This window comes from Paraburkholderia sp. JPY465 (assembly GCF_050436725.1).
GTDB lineage: Bacteria > Pseudomonadota > Gammaproteobacteria > Burkholderiales > Burkholderiaceae > Paraburkholderia > Paraburkholderia youngii.
On the sequence record NZ_JBNDMT010000003.1, the window covers coordinates 3811729 to 3837331 of the forward strand.

Sequence of the window (25603 nt, forward strand, 5' to 3'; positions counted from 1 at the left end):
TGTCGCGGTCCGCGATACCGCGTCATTTTTCCGAATCCACGAGGCCGCGCACGAACCAACGCTGCATCGTCAGCACGACGACGAGCGGCGGCAGCATCGCGAGCAGCGTGGCCGTCATCACCAGATGCCATTCGGTCGCGGTATCGCCGGAGGCGATCATGCCCCTGATGCCGATCACCGCGGTGATCAGCGACTGCTGGCTGGTGATCAGGATCGGCCACAGATACTGGTTCCAGCCGTAGATGAAGGTGATCACGAAGAGGGCGGCCATCGTGGTCCGCGACAGCGGCAGCACGACGTCCCAGAAGAAGCGCAGCGCGCCTGCGCCGTCGATGCGCGCGGCTTCCATCAGCTCGTCGGGCAGCGTCTTGAAGAACTGGCGGAACAGGAACGTCGCGGTCGCCGACGCGATCAGCGGCAGCGTCAAACCGGTGTACGTATTGCTCAGATGCATCGACGACACCACCTGCACGGTCGGAAAAATGCGCACTTCGACCGGCAGCATCAGCGTGATGAAAATCAGCCAGAACGCGGCGGTGCGAAACGGAAAGCGGAAGTAGACGATCGCGTATGCGGAGATCATCGACACGGCGATCTTGCCGATCGCGATTACGAGCGCCATCACGAGGCTGTTGAGCAGCATGCGGTTGAACGGCGCCGCCGCGTTGCCGGTGCCTTGTGTCCAGATTGTGACGATGTTCTCGAACAGGTGCGTGCTGGGCACGAGCGACAGCGGCACCGTGAACACCTCGTGCTCGTTCATCGTCGCCGCGCAGAACGCGACGTACACCGGAAACACCACCAGCGCGACGCCGATGATCAGCACTGCGTGACAGAACAGGTCGAAACCGCGTCGGTTCTCGATCATGAGTATTGAACCCTGCGTTCGATGAAGCGGAATTGCACGACGGTCAGCGCGACGACGATGATCATCAGCACGACCGACTGCGCGCCGGAGCTGCCGATGTCGAGCCCCTGGAAGCCTTCGGCGAAGATCTTGTAGATCAATGTGCGGGTCGCCTGGCCTGGTCCGCCGCCGGTCGCCGCGTCGATCACCGGGAAGGTATCGAAGAACGCGTAGGTGATGTTGATCACCAGCAGAAAGAACGTGGTCGGCGACAGCAGCGGCAGCGCGATGCCGAAGAAGCGGCGCACCGGACCGGCGCCGTCGATCGCGGCCGCTTCGATCAGCGAGCGCGGAATCGCCTGCAGTCCCGCGTAGAAGAACAGGAAGTTGTAGCTGATCTGCTGCCAGACCGATGCAAGCACGACGAGGAACATCGCCTGTCCGGGGTTCAGCGCGTGATTCCACACGACGCCGTATTTCGCGAGCGCATACGTGACGAGACCGATGCTCGGGTTGAACAGGAACGACCACAGCACCGCGGCGATCGCGGGCGCGACCGCGTACGGCCAGATCAGCAACGTTTGATAGGCCTTCGCGCCGCGCGTCACACGATCAGCGCAGACCGCAAGCAACAGGGAGATCACGAGGCCCGACACGGTGACGAGCGTGCAGAACACGATCGTCGTGTTGAACGACGCGAGATATAAAGGATCGGCGAACAGCTGCTTGAAGTTCGCGAGTCCGACGAACTGGCTCGACGTGCCAAATGCGTCCTGAGTTTGCGTCGATTGCCAGAGCGCGACGCCGGCCGGCCACAGGAAGAACACCAGCGTGATGATCAGCTGCGGCGCGACGAGCAGGTAGGGCAGCGCGCTGGTGCCGAAGTAAGAGCGCTTATCCATCGGGATGTCCAGAGTGTGGTGCAACAACGGGTTCCGGCGCGGTGGCGCCGGAACCCTGCCAGCAGGCGATGCTTAGCTACCGGCCTTTTCGAAGCGGCGCAGCAGTTCGTCGCCGCGCGAGACGGACGAATCGAGCGCCTGTTGGGGCGTCTTCTTCTCCGCCCACACCTGCTCGAGTTCTTCGTCGATCACGGTGCGGATCTGCGGCATGTTGCCCAGACGCAGGCCCTTCGTGAACGGCAGAGGCGGCTTGTTCAGCATCTGGCGGATCGCGGTGTCGCTGCCCGGGTTCTTGTCGTAGAAGCCCTGCTGGCGCGTCAGCTCGTACGCGGCGGTGGTGATCGGCAGATAGCCGGTGTCCTGGTGCCACTTCGCGGCGACCGGCGCCGTGGCCAGATACGCGAGGAACTTCGCGACCCCCTTGTAGACGGCCGGGTCCTTGCCCGACAGCACCCACAGGCTCGCCCCGCCGATGATCGCGTTCTGCGGCGCGCCCTTCACGCTGTCGTCGTACGGCATCATGCCGGTGCCGAAGTTGAATTTCGCGTATTTCTTGATCGTCGCGAGCGAGCCCGACGAGTTCGTGATGATGCCGCAGTCGCCGCTATAGAACTTCGACACCGGTTCGTCCTTGCGGCCGACATAGGTGAACGTGCCGTCCTTCGCCATGCTTTGCAGGAACTGGATGTGCGCGACCTGCAGCGGCTTGTTGAATTCGAGCTGCGCGTCCATGCCGTCGAAGCCGTTGTTACGCGACGCGAACGGCGCCGCGTGCCACGCGCTGTAGTTCTCGAGCTGAATCCAGCTCTGCCAGCCCGACGAGTAGCCGCACGACATGCCCGACGCCTTCAGCTTCTGCGCATCGGCGTGCAACTCGGCCCAGGTCTTCGGCGGCTGGTTCGGATCGAGGCCGGCCTTCTTGAACGCATCCTTGTTGTAGTACAGCACCGGCGTCGAGCTGTTGAACGGCATCGAAATCAGCTCACCGGTCTTCGAGTCGCTGTAATAGCTGGCGATGGTCGGCACGAAGGCCTTCTGATCGAGCGGCACGCCCGCGTCCTTGAAGACTTGCGTGACCGGGACGATGGCTTTCTTCGCCTGCATCATCGTTGCGGTGCCGACTTCGTAGACCTGCAGGATCGCCGGCGCGTTGCCGCTGCGATAGGCGGCGATGCCGGCGGCGAGGGTCTGGTCGTAGGTGCCCTTGAACACGGGCACGATCTTGTAGTCGCTCTGCGATTTGTTGAAGTCGTTCGCAATGTCGTTCAGACGTTCGCCCAGCGCGGCTTCCATCGCATGCCAGAACTGGATTTCGGTCGCGGCGTGAGCTGGCTGGCTGACGCCGATGCTCAATACCGCGGCGACGGAAAGTGAGCGGAACAGCGGCTTGTAATTCATCGATTTATCTCCTGTTCGTAAGGGCGCGGACGCGAATCGCGCGATTCTAGTTGTGTTCGATGACATTCCGGCGTCGGATGCCGTGCGGCGCGGTCCAAGGGTGACGGCGCGCCGGAAGCCGAAATTTAGCATTGGCTGTCACGGAAAGGAAATAAATGGGCGGTGGTTCGGGAGGATCGCGGGCCATGCAGAGCATGGCGAGGTGCCGGATAGTGTGTTGCGCGACCATTACCATGGTTGAAATTTGACGCGTTGCGCAAGTCGTAGCGCGCAAACAAAAAAGCCCGCAACCCCTGAGGGTTCGCGGGCCTTACTCGCGCAGCGCAGTGTGCGCCGCTTCGCGCTTACACGTTGAACAGGAAGTTCATCACGTCGCCATCGTGCACGACGTACTCCTTGCCTTCCGCGCGCATCTTGCCGGCTTCCTTCGCGCCTTGTTCACCCTTGTAGGTGATGTAGTCGGCGAAGCTGATCGTCTGCGCGCGGATGAAGCCGCGCTCGAAGTCGGTGTGGATCGCGCCGGCCGCCTTCGGCGCCGTATCGCCGATGTGGATCGTCCACGCGCGCACTTCCTTCACGCCAGCCGTGAAGTAGGTGTGCAGGCCGAGCAGCTTGTAGCCCGCGCGGATCACGCGGTTCAGGCCCGGCTCTTCCATGCCCATGTCGGCGAGGAAGACTTCCATGTCGGCTTCGTCGAGGTCGGCGATGTCCGCTTCGACCGCCGCGCACACGGCCACGACCGGCGAGCCTTCCGCGGCCGCGAACTTCGTGACCGCGTCGAGGTGCGGATTGTTCTCGAAGCCGTTTTCCTTCACGTTGGCGACGTACATTGTCGGCTTCGCGGTGATCAGGCAGAAAGGCTTGAGCGTGGCCTTTTCTTCATCGCTCAGATCGAGCGCGCGGACTGGCTTCGCTTCGTTGAGTTGCGCGCGGACCTTTTCCAGCACCGCCACGTTCTTCACGGCTTCCTTGTCGTTGCCAGACTTGGCCGCCTTGGAATAGCGCGCGAGCGCCTTTTCGACGGTGCCGAGGTCGGCAAGCGCGAGTTCGGTGTTGATCACCTCGATGTCCGACAGCGGATCGACCTTGTTCGCGACGTGAATCACGTTGTCGTCTTCGAAGCAGCGCACGACGTGCGTGATCGCATCGGTTTCGCGGATGTTCGCGAGGAACTGGTTGCCGAGGCCTTCGCCCTTGCTCGCGCCGGCCACCAGACCCGCGATATCGACGAACTCGACTACCGCCGGCAGGATGCGCTCCGGCTTGACGATTTCGGCAAGCGCCTTCAGACGGGTGTCCGGCACTTCTACGATGCCGACGTTCGGCTCGATCGTGCAGAACGGATAGTTCTCGGCGGAGATGCCCGCCTTCGTGAGTGCGTTAAACAGGGTGGACTTGCCGACGTTAGGCAGGCCGACGATGCCGCATTGGAGGCTCATGGAAATCCTTCAGTGAATCAGTAAGTTGCGTGACGGGCTCGACGCTGCGCGCGGATTCGGAAAGCCTTCGCGTAGGGTGGGGCGCGGCAGGCTCAGCGGAGCGGACAAGTCACCGAATCGGGGCGTTGGCTCGACGATTGGGTGCGAGTTTTCACGGAAAACGCAATTGTAACCCGTTCGCCCGCGCGTACCGGGCGGCGCATTTGCGCATAGCCACTGTAGAATCGTCAGTTCAAAGCCGGTTGAGCTCCATTTCCGGGGGACCAGCGTGCGAATGATGAGATGGGTCGGAATTGGCGTCGCCGCAGCGATCGTAGTTGGCCTGGTCGCGGTATGGGTCGCGCCGGATTTCGACGAAGCCCAGGCCCCCACGGACCGTCAGACGATCGACTGTTTGTCGACCCACCTGTCGCACGAAGATCGCGCTGACATCGCGCGGTTCGCTGACAAGAACGACTACGACTCGTTGTGGAGCGTGTTCGACCGCGTGTTCCCCGACTGCGCGGTGCGCAGCGATCAGCGCGATCGCAAGGCCGAACTCGAGGCGGCCGCATGGCGCAACCTCTCGTCCGATCGCGATTTCATGCGCATGCGCGAGGCGAACGCGGCGCTCGCGGCGAGCGCCTCGACCCGTTAGCACGACCCATCAGGGGCCCGCGCACCGAGCCCGAATGCCGCGCCCGTCGATCCGTCCCCCGCACCCCCCGCGGCTATAATGCGCGCATGAACGCACACCATCAGACCTTTGATGCCGCCGTGATCGGCGGCGGGCTCGTCGGCAAGACCGCGGCGCTCGCGCTCACGCAAGCCGGACTGCGCGTCGCACTGCTCGCGCAGCCTTGCGCGGCGCTGCCCGCCGGCGCTGCCTTCGACTCGCGCGTCTATGCGTTGTCGTCGAGTTCGCAGGCCTTGCTCGAACGGCTGCGGGTCTGGCAGGCGCTCGATCACTCACGGCTCGGTCCCGTCTACGACATGCGCGTCTACGGCGACGCGCATGCCGAACTGCATTTCTCCGCGTTTCAGGCATCGGTGCCGCAGCTTGCGTGGATCGTCGAGTCGTCGGTGATCGAGCGCGCGCTCGATGCCGCGCTGCGCTTCCAGCCGAACCTCACGTGGATCGACACGCGCGCGCAGGCGCTCGATTTCTCCGTCGACAGCGCGAGCGTCGGCCTTGCGAATGGCAACGTACTCGAAGCGGACCTGGTAGTCGGCGCGGACGGCGCGCACTCGTGGGTGCGCGCGCAGATCGGCTCTAAGATGGTGCGCCGCGACTACCGGCAGATCGGCGTGGTCGCCAATTTCAAGGCAGCGAAGCCGCACGGCGAAACCGCGTACCAGTGGTTTCGCGACGGCGAGATCATCGCCTTGCTGCCGATGCCCGACGGCCACGTGTCGCTGGTCTGGTCGGCCCGCACCGAACACGCCGAGCAGTTGCTCGCGCTCGATCCCGAACGGCTCGCCGCCGAAGTCGAGCAGGTGAGCGGTGAACAGTTCGGCGCGCTCGAGTGTGTCACGCCCGCGCAGGGCTTCCCGCTCGCGCTGCAAACCGTCGACCGGCTGGTCGCGCCGCGTGTCGCGCTGGTCGGCGATGCCGCGCATCTGATCCACCCGCTGGCGGGGCAGGGCATGAACCTCGGCTTGCGCGACGTCGCCGCGCTCGCGAGCACGATCGGCGGCAAGGAGTCGTTTCGCGATCTCGGCGACATGGTGCTGCTGCGTCGCTACGAACGCGCGCGCCGCGAAGACATCCGCGCGCTGATGATCGCCACCGACGGCCTGCAGAAACTGTTTTCGGTGCCCGGTCCGCTCGCGCGCGCCGTGCGCAATACTGGCATGGCGTTCGTCGGCGCGCAGCCATTCATCAAGCGCTGGCTCGTGTCGGCCGCGCTGGGGTAAACCGCAACGAGGCGTCGTGCGGATAGCCGATGGCCGGTCACGGGCGCCCGGGACAGGTATCATGACCGGATCGACGCGCTGCGATCCGCCCCCTATCCGGCCCTTATCCGCCCCCGATCGAACCTGATCGAGCCTGATCGGACCTGATCGGACCGATAGGCGGCCAAAGCGCGCGGCCGGAACGTAACGAACGCGCAGATGCGCGAATGACCCCCAGGACTCCAGCATGAAAAAGACTTTCCGCATCGCCGCCGCCGCGCTCGCGATCGCTGCCGTCACGCTCGGCTGCTCGGCGCAGGCCGACCAGACCACCGAAAAGCTCAAAGCCACCCTGCAAAACCGTCTGTCCGACGTGACGATCAAGGGCGTGTCGAAGACGCCGATCGCTGGCCTGTACGAAGTGAACCTCGGCACCCAGATCATTTACAGCGATGCGAGCGGCGACTACCTGATGCTCGGCGACATGGTGGACTCGAAGTCGCGCAAGAATCTGACCGAGGCGCGCCTGTCGGAAACCAACCGCATCGACTTCGCTAGCCTGCCGTTCGGCAACGCGGTGAAAGTCGTGCGTGGCAACGGCGCGCGCAAGATCGCGGTGTTCTCCGATCCGAACTGCCCGTACTGCAAGCAGCTCGAAAAAACACTGCAGTCGATCGACAACGTGACGGTCTACACCTTCCTGTACCCGGTGCTGTCGCCGGATTCGACGGCCAAGTCGAAGTCGATCTGGTGCTCGGCCGATCGCGCGAAGGCGTGGGAATCGTGGATGCAGGACCGTCAGGCGCCGACCGCCGCCGCCAGCTGCGACACCGCCGCGATCGACAAGAACCTCGCGCTCGGCCGTTCGATGAACGTCGAGGGCACACCGACGGTGTTCCTCGCCGACGGCCGCCGCCTGCCGGGCGCCGTCCCGGCCGACCGGCTCGACAAGGAACTGTCGGCGGTGCACTGAACATCGCGCTGCACGAAGCGCCATGCACGCCTCGGGCGCGCAACAGATGCAACGTTCAAACGAAAGGAGGCGCATGTAGCGCCTCCTTTCGCATCGAGCCCCGAACTTCTTCGCCTCACTCTCCCGACACTCCCAATCGCCGCCGATGAAGCCGATCCGCTACACCATCGTTCCGAGTAACCCCGCCGCCCATCTGTTCGAAGTCACCGTGACCGTCGCCGATCCCGATCCGGCCGGCCAGCGTTTCATGCTGCCGGTGTGGATTCCGGGCAGCTACATGGTGCGCGAGTTCGCGCGCAACATCGTGACGCTGCGTGCGGTCAACGACGCGGGCCGCAAGGTGCGCGTCGAGAAGATCGACAAGCACACGTGGCAGGCGGCGCCGGTCAAGGGTGCTTTGACGCTGCGCTACGAGGTGTACGCATGGGACATGTCGGTGCGCGCCGCGCATCTGGACGACACCATCGGCTTTTTCAACGGCACGAGCGTGTTCCTGTCGCCGCTCGGCCATGAAGACGCGCAGTGCGTGGTCGATATCCAGAAGCCGCAGGGCGCCGCGTATCGCGACTGGCGCGTCGCGACCGCGCTGCCGGAAGCGCGCGGCACCAGGCGCTACGGCTTCGGCGAGTACCGCGCGCAGAACTACGACGAGCTGGTCGACCATCCGGTGACGCTGGGCGAGTTCGCGCTCGCGACGTTCAAGGCGCACGGCGTGCCGCACGATGTCGTGATTGCCGGCCGCGTGATCGGGCTCGACATGGAGCGGTTGTGCCGCGACCTGAAGCGCATCTGCGAGGCGCAGATCGCGCTGTTCGAACCGAAGTCGAAGAAGGCGCCGGTCGAGCGCTACGTGTTCATGACGCAGGCTGTCACCGACGGTTACGGCGGGCTCGAGCATCGCGCGTCGACCGCGCTGATCTGCAATCGCACCGATCTGCCGGTGCAGGGCCGCGATGCGATGAGCGAGGGCTACCGGACCTATCTCGGTCTGTGCAGCCACGAGTATTTCCACACATGGAACGTGAAGCGGATCAAGCCGGCCGTATTTGCGCCGTACGACCTCGGCGTCGAAAACTACACGTCGCTACTGTGGCTGTTCGAGGGCTTCACGTCGTATTACGACGACCTGATCCTCGTACGCAGCGGCGTGATCTCGCAGGACGACTATTTCGGCCTGCTCGGCAAGGTGATTGGCGGTGTGCAGCGCGGCAGCGGACGCCTGAAGCAGAGCGTCGCCGAAAGCTCGTTCGACGCATGGGTCAAGTACTACCGTCAGGACGAGAACGCGCCGAACGCGATCGTCAGCTATTACACGAAGGGCTCGCTGATCGCGCTCGCGTTCGACCTGACGATCCGCGCGCAGACCGGCAACCAGAAATCGCTCGACGACGTGATGCGTCTGCTGTGGACGCGCTTTGGCCGTGATTTTTATCGCGGCAAGCCAGTGGGCGTCGACGAAAGCGAGATCGAGACGATTTTTGCGGAAGCAACCGGCGCGCAACTCGCCGAACTGTTCGCCGAGGGCGTGCGCGGCACGCGCGATCTCCCGCTCGACGCGTTGCTCGCGCCGTTCGGGGTGACGCTCACGCCGGACGTCGACAAGAACGGCAAGCCGTCGCTCGGCGTGCGGCTGCGCGGCGGCGCTGACTGCGCGCTCGCGACGGTGCACGAAGGCAGCGCCGCGCAGAAGGCGGGCCTTTCCGCTGGCGACGTGCTGATCGCGCTCGACGGCCTGCGCGTGACCGGCGGCAATATCGATGCTCTGCTGGCGCGCTACCAGCCGGGCGCGAAGGTCGAGGTGCACGCGTTCCGCCGCGACGAGCTGCGGGTCACGCAGGTGAAGCTCGACGGTCCCGAAGTGGCGCGCTACAAGCTCGCGGTCAGCGATCACCGACCTGCCGCGCGCAAAGCCCTCGAGCGCTGGCTGACGAAGTGATCGGCGTGCTGGTGGGCCGCACCCGACGGCGGTCCACCGACCGTCGCCTGTCCCGTCATCAATCGGCGGAGGAGGGCGGGGGATTGTTCCACCCATGCAACAATCCGTCGCCGCCGGACGGCTTTTTCGCCGGCCGGTAAAAAAACACAATGACTCCACTCGCGCAACACTGCGCGCCCCCTACTGGAGTCAACCATGACCACGATCCTGCAAATCAACTCGGCAGCCCGTTCGCAAGGCGCGAACTCGACGCTCCTCGTCAACGAACTGACCGAAAAGCTGCAACAGTCGAATCCGGGCGCGCAAGTCGTCGTCCGTAACCTGCAAGCCGAACCGCTGCCGCACCTCGACGACGCCGTGCTCGGCGCTTTCTTCACGCCGGCCGAGCAGCGCACGCCGGAACAGGCTGAGATCGCCGCGCGCAGCGAAGCGCTGATCGCCGAACTGCAAGCCGCCGACGTCATCGTGATCGGCGCGCCGATGTACAACTTCGGCATCTCGTCGCAACTGAAGACGTACTTCGACTTCATCGCGCGTGCGGGCATCACGTTCCGCTACACCGCGAACGGTCCGGAAGGCCTCGTGACGGGCAAGAAGGTCTACGTCGTGTCGGCGCGCGGCGGCAAGTATCTGGGCACGCCGAACGATAGCCAGACGCCGTATCTGAAGAGCTTCCTCGGCTTCCTCGGTATGACCGACGTGAACTTCATCTACGCCGAAGGCCTGAACATGGGCCCGGACGCCGCGACCGCCGCGCTGAGCTCGGCACGCGAAGCGATCGCCGCGGTTTAAGCGGGTTCGTCGTGCCGCATTGCGCCGCTTCGATGCGGCTCAAGCGGTGAAATAAAAAACGCCACGGATGGGTTCACCCTCCGTGGCGTTTTCGCTTGGTATCGCCATCTTCCGACGGCGACGCCGTCACGCAAGCATTTGCGCGTCGTCCGGCAGACGCCAGTCGATCGGCTCGCGGCCGTGCTGCTGCAGATATTCGTTCGCCTTCGCGAAATGGCCGCAACCCAGAAAGCCGCGATGCGCGGACAACGGCGACGGATGCGGCGCCTCCAGCACATAGTGCGACTTGCCGCCGAGCAGCGCGCGCTTGGCCTGCGCATGCGCGCCCCACAGCATGAATACGAGGTTCTGATGCCGCGTAGCCAGTTCGTGGATCAGCGTGTCCGTGCATCTCTCCCAGCCGCGTTTCGCGTGGCTCGCGGCGCTGTCGCGCTCGACGGTCAGCACCGTATTCAGCAGCAGCACGCCCTGTCTGGCCCAGCTGTCGAGGCACCCGTGCTGCGGCGTTGCGTGACCGAGACTCGCGCCGATTTCCTTGAAGATGTTGCGCAACGACGGCGGCGGCCGCACGTGCGGCGCGACCGAAAACGCGAGACCGTGCGCCTGCGGCGTGCCGCGGTCTTCGCCGTGGTACGGGTCCTGGCCGAGAATCACGACTTTCACTTCGTCGGGGCTCGTCAGGCGCAGCGCGCGAAACACGTCGGCCGGATAGATGGTTTTGCCGGCGGCACGCTCGCCGTCGACGAAGCGGCACAGCGGCGCGTAGGTGTCGCTGTCGATGAAGGGTTTCAAATGCGCGCGCCAGGCCGCCGGCAGCGCGGCGAATTGGGCTTCGAGCGTGGGCGGGGCGGCGGTGGCGGTGTCGGTGTCGGCCGAGGCTGCGGCGGGAGCTGGCGCGGCGTCGTCGAACAACGATGCCTGCGGCGAACTGGAGCGGGTACGGGTAGCGGAGGTCATGGCGGGGAAGTGTCGCAGCAAACGCTGGCTAGCTCAAGTTGCGGCGAGCGAGCGCATGAGGTGCCGCGGGTTTCGGCAACCTGCGCCCGTTTCGGGCTTATCCCGCGCGCAACCGATAGCCGCGCTGCGCCTTGCTGATGTCATCCGGCGCGAGGCCGGCAATCCGTTTGCCGAGTTCGGCGGCCAGCGTGTGAAGCGCGGCTTCGTCGCCCGACTTCAGTTCGAGCTCGATCTCCGAGATCGGCGCGCGGCGCGCTTGATCGTCGACTTCGGCGAGCACGTCGCCCTGGTCGATCGCCGCCTCTATCTGAGCGCCGTCGGTGTCGAGCAGCCAGAGTGTGCGGGTGAAATTCGTGTGGAACAGCTCGATCAGCGCAGGCGCGGCCTGTTTCAGAGCGTCTGCGGCGGCGGGTTCGTCGCAGGCGCTCAGCAACGAATCGATTTCGAGCTTCGGGCCGGCGACCGGCATTTCCCATTCGTGCCGGCTATGCAAGCCGTTCGTCGCCGTACCGACCGTCTTGAAGGTCTGCAGCCAGCCGTCCGGCGTCTGCCGCAGACGCAGCGCGCTCTTCGAGGACGCCAGCGTCAGCTGCGGCGTGTCGAAGTAAATGTTCACGAGCTTGATCGCGCGTCCCTGCTTGCCGGCGCGCGCGGCGAACCACTGCGTCGCCGCCTGCACCTGCGATGCCGGCAGGGCCAGCTTGATTTCGCGTTCCATGCTCATGGTACGTGTCCTTGCTTATGCGAGCGCCGTGCTCAGAAAAACATCCGCGCAAGCTCCACGCCCGGCTCGTCCGCGCGCATGAACGCCTCGCCGACGAGGAACGTATGCACGTTGCGCGCGCGCATGCGCTCGACGTCGTCGCGCGACAGGATGCCCGATTCGGTCACGACGATGCGGTCGTCGGGAATCGCGTCGAGCATGCCGAGCGTCGTGTCGAGCGAAGTCTCGAAGGTGCGCAGATTGCGGTTGTTGATGCCGATCAGCGGCGTCTTCAGCGTCAGCGCTTCCTTGAGTTCAGCGCTGTCGTGCACTTCGACGAGCACCGCGAGACCGAGCGAATGCGCGAGCGCTTCGAGGTCCTGCATCTCGGCGGTTTCGAGCGCGGCGGCGATCAGCAGGATCGCGTCGGCGCCCATCGCGCGTGCTTCGACGACCTGATACGGATCGACGATGAAGTCCTTGCGTATCACCGGCAACTGGCACGCGGCGCGCGCTTGCTGCAGATAGGCGACGCTGCCTTGGAAGAACTGCACGTCGGTCAGCACGGACAGACACGCCGCGCCGTGCCTCTCGTATGAACGCGCGATGTCGGCCGGCACGAAGTGCTCGCGCAGCACGCCTTTCGACGGGCTTGCCTTCTTCACTTCGGAGATCACCGCGGCTAGACCCGTCGCGTGCTTCGCGCGAATTGCGCCGACGAAGTCGCGCAGATCGCGCGAGGAGGCTTCGAGCCGCAATTCTTCGAGCGGTACGCTCTGCTCGGCCGCCCGGATTTCTTCGCGTTTGACCGCGATGATGCGGTCGAGAATGTCGCTCATAAATGTCTCGCTACGTGATTACTGCTTGAATTGCTGGGTGAAGCGCACCAGTTCGTCGACCTTCGCGCGCGCGTTGCCGCTCGCGATCGCTTCGCGCGCGAGCACGATGCCGTCCGCGATCGTGGCCGCGACGTTCGCCGAATAGAGCGCCGTGCCGGCGTTCAGCGTGACGATTTCGCGCGCGACGCCGGGCTTGTTGTCGAGCGCATCGAGCAGCATGACCTTCGACTCGTTCGCGTCGGCCACCTTCAGCGTGCGGTTCGACACCATCTGCATGCCGAAGTCTTCCGGATGGATCTCGTACTCGCGGATCTCGCCGTCGCGCAACTCGCCGACCAGCGTGGCGCCGCCGAGCGAGACTTCGTCCATGCCGTCCATCCCGTACACGACGAGCACGTGCCTCGCACCGAGGCGCTGCATCACGCGTACCTGAATGCCGACGAGGTCGGGGTGGAACACGCCCATCAGCTGATTCGGCGCGCCGGCCGGATTGGTGAGCGGCCCGAGGATGTTGAAGATCGTGCGGATGCCGAGCTCGCGGCGTACCGGCGCGACGTTTTTCATCGCCGGATGATGGTTCGGCGCGAACATGAAGCCCATGCCCGTTTCAGCGATCGATGCCGCGACCTGCTCCGGCTGCAGATCGATGTTGACGCCGAGCGCCTCGAGTACGTCCGCGCTGCCCGACTTGCTCGATACGCCGCGATTGCCGTGCTTCGCGACCTTCGCGCCGGCCGCGGCCGATACGAACATCGTCGCGGTGGAAATGTTGAACGTGTGCGCACCGTCGCCGCCGGTGCCGACGATATCGACGAAGTTCGAGTTGTCCTGCACGTCGACGTGCCGGGCAAATTCACGCATCACCGTGGCGGCCGCGGTGATTTCGCCGATGGTCTCTTTTTTGACGCGCAGGCCGGTGATGATCGCCGCCGACATCACCGGCGACAGCTCGCCGCGCATGATCAGGCGCATCAGGTGCAGCATTTCGTCGTGGAAAATCTCGCGGTGCTCGATGGTCCGCTGCAAGGCTTCCTGGGGCGTAATGGACATGATCTCGTCTCTCTTCTGGTCAGGCATTGCGGGAAGCCGGATGATGCGCAGCCCTGCCGCCGACGGCCAGCTTCGACTGCTTGACGAAGTTTTCGAGCAGCGCGTGCCCGTGTTCGGACAGGATCGATTCCGGGTGGAACTGCACGCCCTCGACGGCCAGTTCCTTGTGACGCACGCCCATGATTTCGCCGTCTTCGGTCCATGCCGATACTTCGAGGCAGTCGGGCAGCGATTCGCGTTCGATCGCGAGCGAGTGGTAGCGCGTCACGGTGAAGTGCTTCGGCAGGTCCGCGAACACGCCCTTGCAGTCGGTTTCGATCGTGCTGACCTTGCCGTGCATGATGGTTTGCGCGCGCACGACGCGGCCGCCGAACGCTTCGCCGATCGCCTGATGGCCGAGGCACACGCCGAGAATCGGCGTCTTGCCGGAGAATTCGCGCAGCACCTCGAGCGTGATGCCCGCGTGTTGCGGATTGCTCGGCCCCGGCGACAGGCAGATGCGCTCAGGGTTCAGCCTGGCGATTTCATCGAGTGTGATTTCGTCGTTGCGGTAGGTGCGTACGTCTTCGCCGAGTTCGCCGAAGTACTGCACCAGGTTGTAGGTGAACGAGTCGTAGTTGTCGATCATGAGCAGCATGGTGTGTCTCCGGTCAGAAGTCGCTATCGAGGCCGTCCTGGACCTGCTCGGCGGCGCGCAGCACAGCGCGCGCCTTGTTTTCGGTCTCTTGCCATTCGGATTCCGGCACCGAATCGGCGACCACGCCCGCGGCCGCCTGCACATACAGATTGCCGTTCGCGATCACGCCGGTGCGGATCGTGATGGCCAGATCCATCTCGCCGGTGAACGACAGATAACCGACCGCCCCGCCGTAGAGGCCGCGCTTGATGGGTTCGAGCTCGTCGATCAGCTCCATCGCGCGGACCTTCGGCGCGCCCGACAGCGTGCCGGCCGGGAAGGTGGCGCGCAGCACGTCGAAATTGGTCATGTCGTTCTTGAGCTTGCCTTCGACCGAGCTGACGATGTGCTGCACGTGCGAGTACTTTTCGATCACCATCTTGTCGGTCACGACGACCGAGCCGATCTGCGCGATGCGGCCGACGTCGTTGCGCGCCAGGTCGATCAGCATCACGTGTTCGGCGATTTCCTTCGGGTCGTTCAGCAGCTCGGTCGCGAGCGCGGCGTCGCGCTCGGGCGTGTTGCCGCGCGGACGCGTGCCGGCGAGCGGGCGGATCGTGACGATACGATCCTCGCCGCGCTTTTCCTGGCGCACCAGAATTTCCGGCGACGCGCCGACCACGTGGAAGTCGCCGAAGTTGTAGTAGTACATGTACGGCGACGGATTCAGTGAGCGCAGCGCGCGATACAGCGACAGCGGATTGTCGCGGTACGGCTTGGTCAGGCGCTGGCCGACCTGCACCTGCATCAGTTCGCCGGCGGCGATGTATTCCTTGGCCTTGCGCACGGCGGCCAGGTAATCGTCTTTCGCGAACTCCCGGTAGATCTCGGTGCGCACGCTGGCCGACACGACAGGCGGCTCGACGGTGACGCGCAACCGCTGGCGCAGTTCGCGCAGACGCTGCTTCGCCTTCGTATACGCCTCGGCCTGGGTCGGGTCCGCGTAGACCACCAGATAGAGCTTGCCCGCGAGGTTGTCGATGACGGCGACTTCCTCGGTCAGCAGCAGCTGGATGTCGGGCAGGTTCAGATCGTCCTTCGGCGCGCTGTGCGCGAGCTTCTTCTCGATGTAGCGCACCGCGTCATAGCCGAAGTAGCCGGCGAGACCGCCCGTGAAGCGCGGCAGCCCCGGGCGTTGCGCGACCTTGAAGCGCGCCTGGAACTGCTGGATGAAGGCGAGCGGATCGCCGTCGTGCGTTTCGACGACCTTGCCGTCGCGCACCACTTCCGACACGCCGTTGCGCGTGCGCACAAGAGTGCGCGCCGGCAGCCCGATGAACGAATAACGCCCGAAGCGCTCACCGCCGACTACCGACTCCAGCAGGAAAGAGTTTGCGCCGTTGCGCTCGGTCTGCGCGAGCTTCAGGTACAGCGACAGCGGCGTTTCGAGGTCGGCGAGCGCTTCGGCGATCAGCGGGATGCGGTTGAAACCCTCGTTGGCGAGGGACTGGAATTCGAGTTCGGTCATGTTCCGATCCTGTACGGTGGTCCGGCGGCAGCAAGCGTCGGGCAAAGCGGGGCTGAGCGCCTCCGGTCAGAGCATGGGTCGACGTTCTCGACACGATAATACCGACCGGCGCGGGTCTTCCATCGGCGCGTGCGAGCGGTGCCGGTGAGCAACGGTACCTTGCGGGTACGCGCAGGCCCAATCAGCCGATGCAGCAGCGCAAATACAGAACGATGGAAAAAGCGCGTGAGCGCAGCGAAGTAAAAAACGGTTGCCGAAGACAAGCTTCAGCGTACCTCAGGCGAGGTTAGCGCGACCAGCGACGCCAGGGCCAGGCTCCCCGGTCGATGCTAATCAGACTCCGTTTTTTATTCAGAAACATGAGGATGAAGGACTGTTAAGTCGTGGATTGGTGCGCTGCGATCGCCTTGGCGGCGTCGAGCAGCGAGGCAACTATACCATCGGATTTTATTGTTTGTATAGCTTGGCCGTGGTTGTAGCCGTAGGGCACGGTCAACGTCGCCATGCCGGCCGCGCGGCCCGCCAGCGCGTCGTTTTCCGAGTCGCCGATCGCGACCGTGGCGCTCGGCTCGACGCCGAGTTGCGCGGCGGCGGTCAGCATCGGCAGCGGGTCGGGTTTCTTTTTAGCGAGACTGTCACCGCCGAGCACGACGCTGAAATACTGCGCGAGTCCATATTGCTGCAGCAATTCGAGCGCGAAGCGGTGCGGCTTGTTGGTCACGCAGGCGAGCTTCAGGCCCGCGTCGCGCAGCGCGCGCAGACCGGCTTCGACGTCTGGATAAAGCCGCGTGTGCACGCCATTGATCTTCGCGTACTCGGCTTGATAGATCGCGAGCGCTTCGTCGAAGCGCTCTTGCGCGTGTTCGGTTTCGAAGCGCGGCGCGAGCACGCTGCGGATCAAATGCTCCGAACCCTTGCCGACGTAGCCGACCACTTCCTCGCGCGTCGTTTCTTCCGCGTCGAGCTGAGCGAGCATGCCGTTCAGGCCGGCGGTGAAGTCGTCGGCGGTGTCGATCATCGTGCCGTCGAGGTCGATGATCGCGGCTTCGAGGCGCGGGCCGGTGAAGGACGGGGCGGGGTACGGAGCGGTCATCGTCGGATCAGCGCTGGACGGTGGCGAGGGCGGCGCGCATCTTGTCGATCACGACCTTGTGATCGGGCTGGCCGAAGATTGCCGAGCCGGCCACGAACGTGTCCGCGCCGGCCGCCGCGATTTCCGCGATGTTGTCGACCTTCACGCCGCCGTCCACTTCGAGATGGATCTCGCGGCCGGTGCGCTCGTTGTACGCGTCGATGCGCTTGCGCGCTTCGCGCAGCTTGTTGAGCGCCTCGGGGATGAACGACTGGCCGCCGAAGCCCGGATTCACCGACATGATCAGCACGAGGTCGACCTTGTCCATCACATGATCGAGATAGTTCAGCGACGTCGCCGGATTGAACACTAGGCCGGCCTTGCAGCCGTGATCGCGGATCAGCGACAGCGTGCGGTCGATGTGATCCGACGCTTCCGGGTGAAAGCTGATCAGGTTCGCGCCGGCTTTCGCGAAGTCCGGCACGATGCGGTCGACGGGGCGCACCATCAGGTGCACGTCGATCGGCACATCGACGTGCGGGCGGATCGCTTCGCAAACGAGCGGGCCGATGGTCAGGTTCGGTACGTAGTGGTTGTCCATCACGTCGAAGTGGATCCAGTCGGCGCCAGCGGCGACGACGTTGCGGATCTCTTCACCCAGACGGGCGAAATCGGCGGAGAGAATGCTGGGGGCGATGCGAAATTGCGTCATGACGGGGGCGAATGCAAGCGGGAAAGCGCCATTTTACCGGTTTTGCGCGTGCGGACCGGCGTGCGCGCAGCGCCTGGCGTGGCGGAATCGCTCGATGAAACGTTGCAAAGCGGCGGCGCAATAATGGCATCGAAAGGCAGCGCGGCAAGCGGCCGTGTCTCAACGTCTTAGACACTCCTGGCCGAAAGGCGCGTCAGGTTGCGGCCATGCCGCGCATCAAGCAGAATGCCACTCCATGAGCGCCGCATCGCCGCTGCACCTGCAGACCATTGGCGTTCGGGGCCTCCCACGATTTTTCACAGCCCGTTTGATCAGATCGGAATCAGGATGAGCCAGTACGAATTCAGCGTGTCGGCGCAGGTGCAATACCTGCCCGAAGAATCGGACCCGGAGCGTCGCCAGTACGCCTTTGCCTACACGCTGACCATCCGTAACACCGGCCAGGTGCCTGCACAGTTGATCGCGCGTCATTGGATCATCACCGACAGCGAAAACACCGTACAGGAAGTCAAAGGCCTGGGCGTGGTCGGTCATCAGCCGCTGCTCAAACCGGGTGAGCATTTCGAATACACGAGTTGGGCGGTGATCGCGACGCCGGTCGGCACGATGCGCGGCGATTACTTCTGCGTGGCGGAGGATGGCGAGCGCTTCGAGGCGCCTGTGCCGGAGTTCGTATTGCGCATGCCGCGAACGTTGCATTGAACCGGCGCGGCGCTGCGCGGTCTTTAATGAGTTCGTGTGGGCGCGCGACGCAGCGGGCAGTTGAGTAGCAGGTTGGATGAGCGCTCGGGCGAGCACTTGATGCACGAGGGGTTGCGCGGTGTTGCGTGCAGCCCGCTGGCCAGGGTCAATGCGGCTTTTGCTGTTGGGACCGGTCCGCCGACCTCGCACGTCCCGCTTTTTTCTTGCCGGACGACGTCCACACAACGATAAAGACGAGCAGGAATAGCGCGACCAGCGATTCCAGCGCGAAGATGAGCATCGGGTATTCGTCGAACAGATCAGACATGGCGGTTTCCATCAAGAACGAACATTGTATGCGTTTTATCCGCAGGGCCGGCGCGTGGCTCGGAGCATTGTCGGTTGCAGTGTTGCTTGCCTCCTGCGGGGGCGGCGGCGCGATCCGGCCTTCACCGCCGAGCGGCGCGGCGATCATCCCTGGCCAGATCGCGTCGGCGCGCCTGACCGCGGTTGCATGGCAACAGGTGCCGGGCTGGCAGGACGACTCGCTGATCGGCGTGACCGCCGCGTTGCGGCAAAACTGCACGAGGCTCGCGCGTCAGCCGAACTGGTCGCGTGCCTGCGCGGCGGCCGTGCAAATCGACGATCTCGACGTCACCAGCGCGCGCGCCTTCTTCGAAGCCTACTTCACGCCGTTCCAGCTCGCGAATAGCGACGGCACGCTCGACGGTCTGGTCACCGGTTACTACGAGCCCCTGCTGAGGGGCTCGCGCACGCGGCACGGCGTATATCAGACCGCGCTATACCGCTGGCCCGCCGCCTACCGCGCGGGGGCGCCGTTGCCGGCGCGCGCCCAGCTCGAACGCTCGGGCGCGCTCAGCGGCAACGAACTCGTGTGGGTCGACGATCCGATCGAAGCGTTCTTCCTGCAGGTGCAAGGCTCCGGGCGCATCGTGATGGAAGACGGCAGTGTGATGCGAGTCGGCTTTGGGGGGACCAACAATCAGCCGTACAAGTCGATCGGCCGCTGGCTGCTCGATCATGGCGAGATCACGCCGGCGCAGGCGACGATGCAGGGCATCAAGGCATGGGCCCGCGCGAATCCGACGCGCGTCGATGGCCTGCTCGACACCAATCCGCGCTTCGTGTTTTTCCGCGAGATGCCGTCGGCCGAAAGTGTGCCGAGCGGCGGCGCGGACGGTCCGATCGGCGCGCTCGGCGTGCCGTTGACGCCGGAGCGCTCGATTGCGGTCGATCCGAGCGCGATTCCGCTCGGCACGCCGGTGTTCCTGCAGACCACGCGGCCGCTGACGAATTCGCCGATGAACCGTCTCGTGTTCGCGCAGGACACTGGCACCGCGATCAAAGGTGGCGTGCGCGCCGACTACTTCTGGGGCCTCGGCGACGATGCCGGCGATCTGGCTGGCAAGATGAAGCAGGGCGGCCGGATGTGGTTGCTGCTGCCGAATTCGTGAGGCGGTGGGGTGGAGACGAAGCGTGACTGCCGCTTGAATCGCAGCAGTTTTCGCGAGGCGGGTTTGAGGCTGCTGCGAAGCCGTCAATAGATGTCGTTGAGATCGGCGTCACGTGTGGATCAGGATCCGTGCGTGACGCCGTTTTTCGTTGGGCTCTTACGCTGCGCGGCGTTGCGCGTGGCCCGAGTTAGAGGCCCGACTTGCGCTTGTCCACCACGCGCCGTGCCTTGCCCACCGAGCGCTCGATTCCGTTCACCGGCAGCACGTTCACCACGGCGCTCACGCCAATCAGCGCCTTGATGTCGTAAGCCAGCGCGTTTTTCGCGGCGGTTAGCGCGGCGGTATCCGGCGCGCTTTCGGGGCACGGTTCGACGTTCAGCGTCAACACGTCGAGCGGCCCCTCCTTCGTCAGCACGATCTGATAGTGCGGCGCCAGCGCGCGCTGCTTGAGCAACAGTTCTTCGATCTGCGTCGGGAACACATTGACGCCGCGCACGATCATCATGTCGTCCGAGCGGCCCGTGATCTTTTCCATACGCCGCATCGTGCGGGCGGTGCCCGGCAGCAGGCGTGTGAGATCGCGCGTGCGGTAGCGGATGATCGGCAGCGCTTCTTTCGTCAGCGACGTGAACACGAGCTCGCCGAGTTCGCCATCGGGCAGCACCTCGCCCGTTTCGGGGTCGATGATCTCGGGGTAGAAATGGTCTTCCCAGATCGTCGGGCCGTCTTTGGTTTCGACGCACTCCGAGGCGACGCCCGGGCCCATCACTTCGGAAAGACCGTAGATGTCGACCGCGTCGATGCCCATCCGTTTTTCGATCGCCTCGCGCATATCGTTGGTCCACGGCTCAGCGCCGAAAATGCCGATGCGCAATGAGCAGCTGGCCGGGTCGATACCCTGGCGTTCGAATTCGTCGGCGATCGACAGCATGTAGCTCGGCGTCACCATGATGATGTCGGGCCGGAAGTCCTGGATCAGCTGGACCTGCTTTTCGGTCTGGCCACCGCCGAACGGAATCACGGTGAGCCCCGCGCGCTCGGCGCCGTAATGCGCGCCGAGGCCGCCCGTGAAGAGGCCGTAGCCGTAGCTCACGTGCACCTTGTCGCCGCGCTTCGCGCCGGCGGCGCGCACCGAACGGGCGACGAGATTCGCCCAGGTGTCGATGTCGCGCGCCGTATAGCCGACGACAGTCGGCTTGCCGGTCGTTCCGGACGACGCATGGATTCGCGAAATCTGCTCTTGCGGCACGGCGAACATCCCGAACGGATAGTTGTCGCGCAAATCCTTTTTCGTCGTGAACGGAAACCGAGCGAGGTCCGCGAGCGACTTGACATCGCCCGGATGGACGCCGGCTTCGTCGAACTTGCGCCGATACACCGGCGAATTTTCATACGCATGGGTGAGCGACCATTTGAGCCGTTCAAGTTGGAGCGTGGCGAGCTCGTCGCGGCTGGCGGTCTCGATCGGATCGAGCGGAAGAGCGGTGCTCATCGAATGTCTCCTTGCTGCCTCAGTATCTAAGTCTGATATGTGACGCATTGGCGCCAGAGCGCCACGCGGACAATCGTCCGCGTGGGCGGTTCTGGCTGGCCGCCGTCAATTGTTAGTCGCCGGTGGGAATCAGGTTACCCTTGATTTGCGCCGACTTGCCGCGAAACATTGCGACGGTCTCGCCGGCGCGATTCGTGACGCGAATATCGTAGATTCCAGTGCGCCCGCTCAATGTCTGTTCGACCGCTTCGGCACTCAGCACGTCGCCGCCGTGGACCGGCCGCAGATACTCTATAGAGCAGCCGGCCGCGACCGTATTGATGTTGTAGGTGTTACAGGCGAACGCGAAGGTCGAATCGGCGAGTGTGAAGATCAGGCCGCCGTGGCAGATCTGATGGCCGTTCAGGAAGTCGTCGCGCACCGCCATGCGCAGCCGCGCATAGCCGGGGCGCACTTCGAGAATCTCGAGCCCGAGCGCGCGACTGCAGGCGTCGTTTTCGTACATTGCGGCGGCTGTCGCGCGGGCGAGTTCGTCTGCCGTCATCTGGTCGGGGCGGGTGGTTTGTGTCGACATCTCAACGTCCCTCGAAACGCGGCGCGCGTTTTTCGATAAATGCCTGCACGCCTTCCGCGTAATCGTGCGAGGCGCCTAGTTCGCGCTGCAGATCGCGCTCGAGATCGAGTTGCTGGTCGAGCGTTTGCGTCGTGCCGGCACGCATCGCCCGCTTGATCGCAGCGATCGCGCGCGTCGGTTGCTGGGCGAGCTGGGCACCGAGTTTTGCCGCTGCCGGCGCTAGTTCAGCGTCGTCGAGCACTTGCCAGATCAAGCCCCAGCTTTCGGCTTTTTCGGCGCTGAGCTTGTCGCCGGTGACCGCGAGGCCGAGCGCGCGGGCCATGCCAACGCGCTGCGGCAGAAACCACGTGCCGCCCGAATCCGGCACGAGGCCGATCTTCACGAACGACTGGATGAAACTCGCGGAGCGAGCCGCGAGCACCAGGTCGCACGCGAACGCCAGATTGGCGCCCGCACCGGCAGCCGTGCCGTTGACCGCCGCGATCACCGGAAACGGCAGCGCCTGCAGACGGCGGATCAGCGGATTGAAGTATTCATCGATCACGGCGCCGAGGTCGGTCATGGCGCCGGGCGTGAAATCGAGGTCGGCGAGATCCTGGCCGGCGCAGAAGCCGCGGCCTGCGCCGGTGAACACGAGCGCACGGGCGCCGGACTTTTCGACCTGGTCGAGCGCCGCGCGGAGTTCCTGATGCATCGCGCGCGTGAAGCTGTTGAGCTTATCCGGGCGGTTCAGCGTGATGGTGGCGACGTGGCTCGATGAGTCGATGTCCAGCCGGATCGCTTCATATGACATGGGGTGTCTCCTCAAACTCTCTTTGGCCGATGGGCGCGGTGGCTCGGCTGGGGGCGGCGCGTGATGCCGACCGGATGTTTGATGTTAGTCAGAGCGCACGACCCGGTCCATCTGCCGAACGGCATAGGACGAAGTCGTGCGTAGCGTTGAAGCCGTGTCTTACGCCTTTCAGCCAGCTACCGCCGGCGCCGCTTTCGGTTCAACATGAACGCGGCTTTGAACGACACGGAAGCGGTTCGCGACGAAAGCGGCATCGGCCAGCGCGGCATTGGCGGCCGGGTTGGCGCCGGTGCCGTGGAAGTCGGAAAAAGCCGCGGACTGGTTGACGAACACACCGCCGGTCAGGTTGATCGACAGCGCGACACCGCCGCGAATCGACGCTTCGTACGCGGTTTCGAGCACCGCGTCGTCCGTGCTGTAGACCGCCAGCGTCAGCGCGCCATGCTCGGCGGCGATGTCGCCAGCGAGCTCGAGCGACTGCGCGGTCGAGTTCGTCGCAATGACGAACGAGATCGGCCCGAACCATTCTTTCGTGAACCGGGCGTGATCGGTCGCGGCGTCGAGTTGCAGTACGAGCGGCGTGCGCACGCGAGCGCCGGCAAAGGCCGGATGTTCGAGAGTCTGGCTCGCGACGAGAACGCGGCCAAGTTTGGCGGCTTCATCGATGCGCTGCACGACGCCTTCGTTCTGGATCGCGCCGAGCAGTTCGACAGCGCGGGCCGGGTCGGCGACGAGCTTTTGCACCGCGCCGGCAAGCGCCTGGGCGACATCGTCGAAGCTGAGCGTGCCTTCTGCGGTGCGAATGCCGCCGCGCGGCACATAGATGTTTTGCGGCGCCGTGCACATCTGGCCCGAGTACAGAGCCAGCGAGAACGCGATGTTGCGGACGGCCGCCTTGATGTCGTCGACCGAGTCGATGACGATCTGGTTGACGCCGGCTTTCTCGGTATAGACCTGCGCCTGGTGCGCGTTGCGCTCGAGCCAGGTGCCGTTCTGGGTGCTGCCCGTGAAGTCGATCAGCTTGATCTCGGGGCGCTGTGCCAGTTGCTGGACGAGGGCGCCGTCGTTCGGGTCGGTGGCCAGCAGCGTGACGACGTTCGGATCAAAGCCCGCTTCGCGCAACACGTCGCGCGCGATGCGCACGGTCAACGCGAGCGGCAGGATTGCGCCCGGATGCGGCTTGACGATTACCGTGTTGCCGGTGGCTAGATCGGCGAACAGGCCGGGATAGCCGTTCCACGTCGGGAATGTGCAGCAGCCGAGCACGAGACCGATGCCGCGCGGCACGACGGTGTAGCGCTTGTGCATCGCGAGCGGCGGGTTTTTGCCTTGCGGTTTTTCCCAATGCGCGTCGGCAGGAATGCGACGCAGTTGATCCCAGGCATACGCGACCGCTTCGAGCGCGCGATCCTGCGCGTGCGGGCCGCCTGCCTGGAAGGCCATCATGAACGCCTGGCCGGTCGTGTGCATCACGCTGTAGCCGAGTTCGAAGCTGGCGCGATTCAGACGCGCGAGGATTTCGAGGCTCACGCCGATCCATGCCTGCGGGCCGGCCGCGCGCCACTCGCGTTGCGCCGCCGTGGATGCGGCGATAAGCGCGCCCGGATCGGCTTTCGGGTAACGCACGCCGAGCGGGAAGCCGAACGGCGAGACTTCCGCGCCGACGGTTTCTCCAGTCGACGGTTGGTCGAGGTCGAACGTCTTGTCTAGATGCGCCTTGAACGCGGCTTCGCCGTCCGCGTTGGCTGTTTCCCCGTACACTTTCGGACTGGGCATCTCGGCGAACGGGCTCCAGTAGCCGCGCGTTTCGAGCGCGGCGAGCGCTTTGTGCAGCGTGTCTTCGTGCTTGGTGAATAGCGGATGTGTCATGGCAAAGGGGGCTCGGCTGTACGTTGGGGGAAAAACTGTCAAATAATTGACCGACCGGTTGGTTGGGGAATGGTAGCATCACTACGAACGATGCGCGAAGCGTTTTTCGCGTGCGATTAACCCTTATGGAGGCGGCATGGCTTACGAAAACATTCTGGTTGAGACGCGGGGACGGGTCGGACTGATTACTCTCAACCGTCCAAAGGCTCTAAATGCACTGAACGACGCGCTGATGGACGAACTGGGCGCCGCGTTGCGCGAGTTCGACGGCGACGAATCGATTGGCGCGATCGTCGTAACGGGCGGCGAGAAAGCGTTCGCGGCCGGCGCGGATATCGGCATGATGGCGTCTTACACTTATATGGATGTCTACAAGGGTGACTACATCACGCGAAACTGGGAAACGGTTCGCTCGATTCGTAAGCCGATCATTGCCGCGGTGGCGGGCTTCGCGCTCGGAGGCGGCTGCGAACTCGCGATGATGTGCGACATCATTTTCGCCGCCGACACGGCGAAGTTCGGTCAGCCGGAAATCAAGCTCGGGATCATGCCGGGCGCGGGCGGCACGCAACGCTTGCCGCGGGCGGTGTCAAAAGCGAAGGCGATGGACCTTTGTTTGACCGCCCGTTTCATGGATGCCGCCGAAGCGGAGCGCGCCGGACTGGTTTCGCGCGTGATCCCGGCGGCATCGTTGCTTGACGAAGCGGTTGGTGCGGCTGCCACTATCGCGGAGTTCCCGCTGCCAGCGGTGCTGATGGTCAAGGAGTCGGTCAATCGAGCCTATGAAACGACGCTCGCGGAGGGCGTGCATTTCGAGCGCCGCCTGTTCCATTCGCTCTTCGCTACCGAAGACCAAAAGGAGGGCATGGCCGCGTTCGTAGAGAAGCGCAAACCGGTTTTCAAGCACCGTTAATACGCTTGTCAAAATATCGCTTGCAAGTCGCAATGGCGGCGACTAGAATTCCGCTCTTTCGTGCTCCGGACACCGGAGCGCGGGGAAGCGGGAAGCCTTTATGGCGAGGGCTTCAGCGGCGTGGGCAGGTTAAGCGGGTGATAAAAACCTGTTGACGATCCGGCGGA

General features: G+C 64.4%; 25 protein-coding genes. 8 read left to right on the forward strand and 17 right to left on the reverse strand.

Annotated features, from left to right (window positions below):
- Window positions 1-22: 22 nt before the first annotated feature.
- The 4 genes from ugpE to ychF all read right to left on the reverse strand — a co-directional run bounded on the left by ugpE (window position 23) and on the right by ychF (window position 4586).
- Complete coding sequence (ugpE, locus tag QFZ94_RS32345; RefSeq protein WP_429461797.1) at window positions 23-868, reverse strand: sn-glycerol-3-phosphate ABC transporter permease UgpE; 846 nt, start codon at window positions 866-868, stop codon at window positions 23-25.
- Window positions 865-1749 carry a sn-glycerol-3-phosphate ABC transporter permease UgpA gene (gene ugpA / locus QFZ94_RS32350; RefSeq protein WP_429461799.1) on the reverse strand — a complete coding sequence of 295 codons (885 nt, stop codon included), beginning with the start codon at window positions 1747-1749 and terminating at the stop codon, window positions 865-867. Before ugpA ends, ugpE begins: the two co-directional genes overlap by 4 nt.
- A gap of 72 nt (window positions 1750-1821) precedes the next feature.
- Window positions 1822-3147: a sn-glycerol-3-phosphate ABC transporter substrate-binding protein UgpB gene (gene ugpB / locus QFZ94_RS32355; RefSeq protein ID WP_429461801.1), complete on the reverse strand. Its 1326-nt coding sequence runs from the start codon at window positions 3145-3147 to the stop codon at window positions 1822-1824.
- A 344-nt stretch (window positions 3148-3491) separates the two neighbouring features.
- Window positions 3492-4586, reverse strand: a complete 1095-nt coding sequence (gene ychF / locus QFZ94_RS32360; RefSeq protein WP_368584320.1) for a redox-regulated ATPase YchF — start codon at window positions 4584-4586, stop codon at window positions 3492-3494.
- Window positions 4587-4860: 274 nt separating this feature from the next.
- Between ychF and QFZ94_RS32365 the strand changes: the two genes are divergently transcribed.
- From QFZ94_RS32365 to QFZ94_RS32385, 5 genes are all read left to right on the forward strand, one after another.
- Window positions 4861-5223 (forward strand): hypothetical protein, encoded by a 363-nt coding sequence (locus QFZ94_RS32365; protein ID WP_410850266.1) that lies wholly within the window; start codon window positions 4861-4863, stop codon window positions 5221-5223.
- Between the two features lie 86 nt (window positions 5224-5309).
- Window positions 5310-6482 (forward strand): UbiH/UbiF family hydroxylase, encoded by a 1173-nt coding sequence (locus QFZ94_RS32370; RefSeq protein WP_429461803.1) that lies wholly within the window; start codon window positions 5310-5312, stop codon window positions 6480-6482.
- 226 nt (window positions 6483-6708) lie between these two features.
- A complete protein-coding gene (locus QFZ94_RS32375; protein WP_429461805.1) occupies window positions 6709-7434 on the forward strand; it encodes a DsbC family protein in 726 nt (241 codons plus the stop codon).
- A 145-nt stretch (window positions 7435-7579) separates the two neighbouring features.
- Window positions 7580-9370, forward strand: a complete 1791-nt coding sequence (locus QFZ94_RS32380; protein WP_429461807.1) for a M61 family metallopeptidase — start codon at window positions 7580-7582, stop codon at window positions 9368-9370.
- Window positions 9371-9565: 195 nt separating this feature from the next.
- The gene (locus tag QFZ94_RS32385) at window positions 9566-10162 is read left to right on the forward strand and encodes an FMN-dependent NADH-azoreductase (RefSeq protein ID WP_410850270.1); all 597 of its coding nucleotides are present in this window, start codon (window positions 9566-9568) and stop codon (window positions 10160-10162) included.
- A gap of 126 nt (window positions 10163-10288) precedes the next feature.
- Here the strand turns inward: QFZ94_RS32385 and QFZ94_RS32390 are convergent, their stop codons facing one another.
- From QFZ94_RS32390 to rpe, 8 genes are all read right to left on the reverse strand, one after another.
- Window positions 10289-11119: a uracil-DNA glycosylase gene (locus tag QFZ94_RS32390; RefSeq protein WP_429461810.1), complete on the reverse strand. Its 831-nt coding sequence runs from the start codon at window positions 11117-11119 to the stop codon at window positions 10289-10291.
- 97 nt (window positions 11120-11216) lie between these two features.
- Window positions 11217-11843, reverse strand: a complete 627-nt coding sequence (locus QFZ94_RS32395) for a CYTH domain-containing protein (RefSeq protein ID WP_429461812.1) — start codon at window positions 11841-11843, stop codon at window positions 11217-11219.
- 32 nt (window positions 11844-11875) lie between these two features.
- The gene (gene trpC / locus QFZ94_RS32400; RefSeq protein ID WP_368584312.1) at window positions 11876-12661 is read right to left on the reverse strand and encodes an indole-3-glycerol phosphate synthase TrpC; all 786 of its coding nucleotides are present in this window, start codon (window positions 12659-12661) and stop codon (window positions 11876-11878) included.
- Between the two features lie 18 nt (window positions 12662-12679).
- A complete protein-coding gene (gene trpD, locus QFZ94_RS32405) occupies window positions 12680-13711 on the reverse strand; it encodes an anthranilate phosphoribosyltransferase (RefSeq protein ID WP_368584311.1) in 1032 nt (343 codons plus the stop codon).
- Between the two features lie 19 nt (window positions 13712-13730).
- Window positions 13731-14348, reverse strand: coding sequence for an aminodeoxychorismate/anthranilate synthase component II (locus QFZ94_RS32410; RefSeq protein ID WP_429461814.1), 618 nt, complete (start codon window positions 14346-14348; stop codon window positions 13731-13733).
- 13 nt (window positions 14349-14361) lie between these two features.
- On the reverse strand, window positions 14362-15855 hold the full coding sequence (gene trpE, locus QFZ94_RS32415; RefSeq protein WP_429461816.1) for an anthranilate synthase component I: 1494 nt from the start codon (window positions 15853-15855) through the stop codon (window positions 14362-14364).
- A gap of 376 nt (window positions 15856-16231) precedes the next feature.
- Window positions 16232-16948, reverse strand: coding sequence for a phosphoglycolate phosphatase (locus tag QFZ94_RS32420; protein ID WP_429461818.1), 717 nt, complete (start codon window positions 16946-16948; stop codon window positions 16232-16234).
- A 7-nt stretch (window positions 16949-16955) separates the two neighbouring features.
- Complete coding sequence (gene rpe, locus QFZ94_RS32425) at window positions 16956-17639, reverse strand: ribulose-phosphate 3-epimerase (protein ID WP_429461820.1); 684 nt, start codon at window positions 17637-17639, stop codon at window positions 16956-16958.
- Between the two features lie 327 nt (window positions 17640-17966).
- Here rpe and apaG point away from each other — a divergent pair, with 327 nt between their 5' ends.
- Window positions 17967-18341: a Co2+/Mg2+ efflux protein ApaG gene (apaG, locus tag QFZ94_RS32430; RefSeq protein WP_176110233.1), complete on the forward strand. Its 375-nt coding sequence runs from the start codon at window positions 17967-17969 to the stop codon at window positions 18339-18341.
- Window positions 18342-18486: 145 nt separating this feature from the next.
- Here apaG and QFZ94_RS32435 read toward each other — a convergent pair whose 3' ends face one another.
- Window positions 18487-18648, reverse strand: coding sequence for a hypothetical protein (locus tag QFZ94_RS32435; protein WP_429461822.1), 162 nt, complete (start codon window positions 18646-18648; stop codon window positions 18487-18489).
- Window positions 18649-18676: 28 nt separating this feature from the next.
- Here QFZ94_RS32435 and mltA point away from each other — a divergent pair, with 28 nt between their 5' ends.
- A complete protein-coding gene (gene mltA / locus QFZ94_RS32440; protein WP_429461824.1) occupies window positions 18677-19795 on the forward strand; it encodes a murein transglycosylase A in 1119 nt (372 codons plus the stop codon).
- 187 nt (window positions 19796-19982) lie between these two features.
- On the opposite strand, the gene paaK is transcribed toward mltA, so the two are convergent.
- The 4 genes from paaK to paaN form a co-directional block, all read right to left on the reverse strand.
- Window positions 19983-21287, reverse strand: coding sequence for a phenylacetate--CoA ligase PaaK (paaK, locus tag QFZ94_RS32445; RefSeq protein WP_410850278.1), 1305 nt, complete (start codon window positions 21285-21287; stop codon window positions 19983-19985).
- Window positions 21288-21399: 112 nt separating this feature from the next.
- Entirely contained in the window at window positions 21400-21861 is a 462-nt protein-coding gene (gene paaI / locus QFZ94_RS32450) for a hydroxyphenylacetyl-CoA thioesterase PaaI (RefSeq protein WP_368584304.1), read from the reverse strand.
- 1 nt (window position 21862) lies between these two features.
- The gene (paaG, locus tag QFZ94_RS32455; protein WP_429461827.1) at window positions 21863-22654 is read right to left on the reverse strand and encodes a 2-(1,2-epoxy-1,2-dihydrophenyl)acetyl-CoA isomerase PaaG; all 792 of its coding nucleotides are present in this window, start codon (window positions 22652-22654) and stop codon (window positions 21863-21865) included.
- Between the two features lie 168 nt (window positions 22655-22822).
- Window positions 22823-24523, reverse strand: a complete 1701-nt coding sequence (gene paaN, locus QFZ94_RS32460) for a phenylacetic acid degradation protein PaaN (RefSeq protein ID WP_429461829.1) — start codon at window positions 24521-24523, stop codon at window positions 22823-22825.
- Window positions 24524-24659: 136 nt separating this feature from the next.
- Between paaN and QFZ94_RS32465 the strand changes: the two genes are divergently transcribed.
- Window positions 24660-25436, forward strand: a complete 777-nt coding sequence (locus tag QFZ94_RS32465; protein WP_410850280.1) for an enoyl-CoA hydratase — start codon at window positions 24660-24662, stop codon at window positions 25434-25436.
- Window positions 25437-25603 lie beyond the last annotated feature (167 nt).

Excerpts from the sequence above, each read along its gene's own strand:
- ugpE (WP_429461797.1), bottom strand. The coding sequence starts at position 868 with ATGATCGAGAACCGACGCGGTTTCGACCTGTTCTGTCACGCAGTGCTG.
- ugpA (WP_429461799.1), bottom strand. The coding sequence starts at position 1,749 with ATGGATAAGCGCTCTTACTTCGGCACCAGCGCGCTGCCCTACCTGCTC.
- ugpB (WP_429461801.1), bottom strand. The coding sequence starts at position 3,147 with ATGAATTACAAGCCGCTGTTCCGCTCACTTTCCGTCGCCGCGGTATTG.
- ychF (WP_368584320.1), bottom strand. The coding sequence starts at position 4,586 with ATGAGCCTCCAATGCGGCATCGTCGGCCTGCCTAACGTCGGCAAGTCC.
- QFZ94_RS32365 (WP_410850266.1), top strand. The coding sequence starts at position 4,861 with ATGATGAGATGGGTCGGAATTGGCGTCGCCGCAGCGATCGTAGTTGGC.
- QFZ94_RS32370 (WP_429461803.1), top strand. The coding sequence starts at position 5,310 with ATGAACGCACACCATCAGACCTTTGATGCCGCCGTGATCGGCGGCGGG.
- QFZ94_RS32375 (WP_429461805.1), top strand. The coding sequence starts at position 6,709 with ATGAAAAAGACTTTCCGCATCGCCGCCGCCGCGCTCGCGATCGCTGCC.
- QFZ94_RS32380 (WP_429461807.1), top strand. The coding sequence starts at position 7,580 with ATGAAGCCGATCCGCTACACCATCGTTCCGAGTAACCCCGCCGCCCAT.
- QFZ94_RS32385 (WP_410850270.1), top strand. The coding sequence starts at position 9,566 with ATGACCACGATCCTGCAAATCAACTCGGCAGCCCGTTCGCAAGGCGCG.
- QFZ94_RS32390 (WP_429461810.1), bottom strand. The coding sequence starts at position 11,119 with ATGACCTCCGCTACCCGTACCCGCTCCAGTTCGCCGCAGGCATCGTTG.
- QFZ94_RS32395 (WP_429461812.1), bottom strand. The coding sequence starts at position 11,843 with ATGAGCATGGAACGCGAAATCAAGCTGGCCCTGCCGGCATCGCAGGTG.
- trpC (WP_368584312.1), bottom strand. The coding sequence starts at position 12,661 with ATGAGCGACATTCTCGACCGCATCATCGCGGTCAAACGCGAAGAAATC.
- trpD (WP_368584311.1), bottom strand. The coding sequence starts at position 13,711 with ATGTCCATTACGCCCCAGGAAGCCTTGCAGCGGACCATCGAGCACCGC.
- QFZ94_RS32410 (WP_429461814.1), bottom strand. The coding sequence starts at position 14,348 with ATGCTGCTCATGATCGACAACTACGACTCGTTCACCTACAACCTGGTG.
- trpE (WP_429461816.1), bottom strand. The coding sequence starts at position 15,855 with ATGACCGAACTCGAATTCCAGTCCCTCGCCAACGAGGGTTTCAACCGC.
- QFZ94_RS32420 (WP_429461818.1), bottom strand. The coding sequence starts at position 16,948 with ATGACCGCTCCGTACCCCGCCCCGTCCTTCACCGGCCCGCGCCTCGAA.
- rpe (WP_429461820.1), bottom strand. The coding sequence starts at position 17,639 with ATGACGCAATTTCGCATCGCCCCCAGCATTCTCTCCGCCGATTTCGCC.
- apaG (WP_176110233.1), top strand. The coding sequence starts at position 17,967 with ATGAGCCAGTACGAATTCAGCGTGTCGGCGCAGGTGCAATACCTGCCC.
- QFZ94_RS32435 (WP_429461822.1), bottom strand. The coding sequence starts at position 18,648 with ATGTCTGATCTGTTCGACGAATACCCGATGCTCATCTTCGCGCTGGAA.
- mltA (WP_429461824.1), top strand. The coding sequence starts at position 18,677 with ATGCGTTTTATCCGCAGGGCCGGCGCGTGGCTCGGAGCATTGTCGGTT.
- paaK (WP_410850278.1), bottom strand. The coding sequence starts at position 21,287 with ATGAGCACCGCTCTTCCGCTCGATCCGATCGAGACCGCCAGCCGCGAC.
- paaI (WP_368584304.1), bottom strand. The coding sequence starts at position 21,861 with ATGTCGACACAAACCACCCGCCCCGACCAGATGACGGCAGACGAACTC.
- paaG (WP_429461827.1), bottom strand. The coding sequence starts at position 22,654 with ATGTCATATGAAGCGATCCGGCTGGACATCGACTCATCGAGCCACGTC.
- paaN (WP_429461829.1), bottom strand. The coding sequence starts at position 24,523 with ATGACACATCCGCTATTCACCAAGCACGAAGACACGCTGCACAAAGCG.
- QFZ94_RS32465 (WP_410850280.1), top strand. The coding sequence starts at position 24,660 with ATGGCTTACGAAAACATTCTGGTTGAGACGCGGGGACGGGTCGGACTG.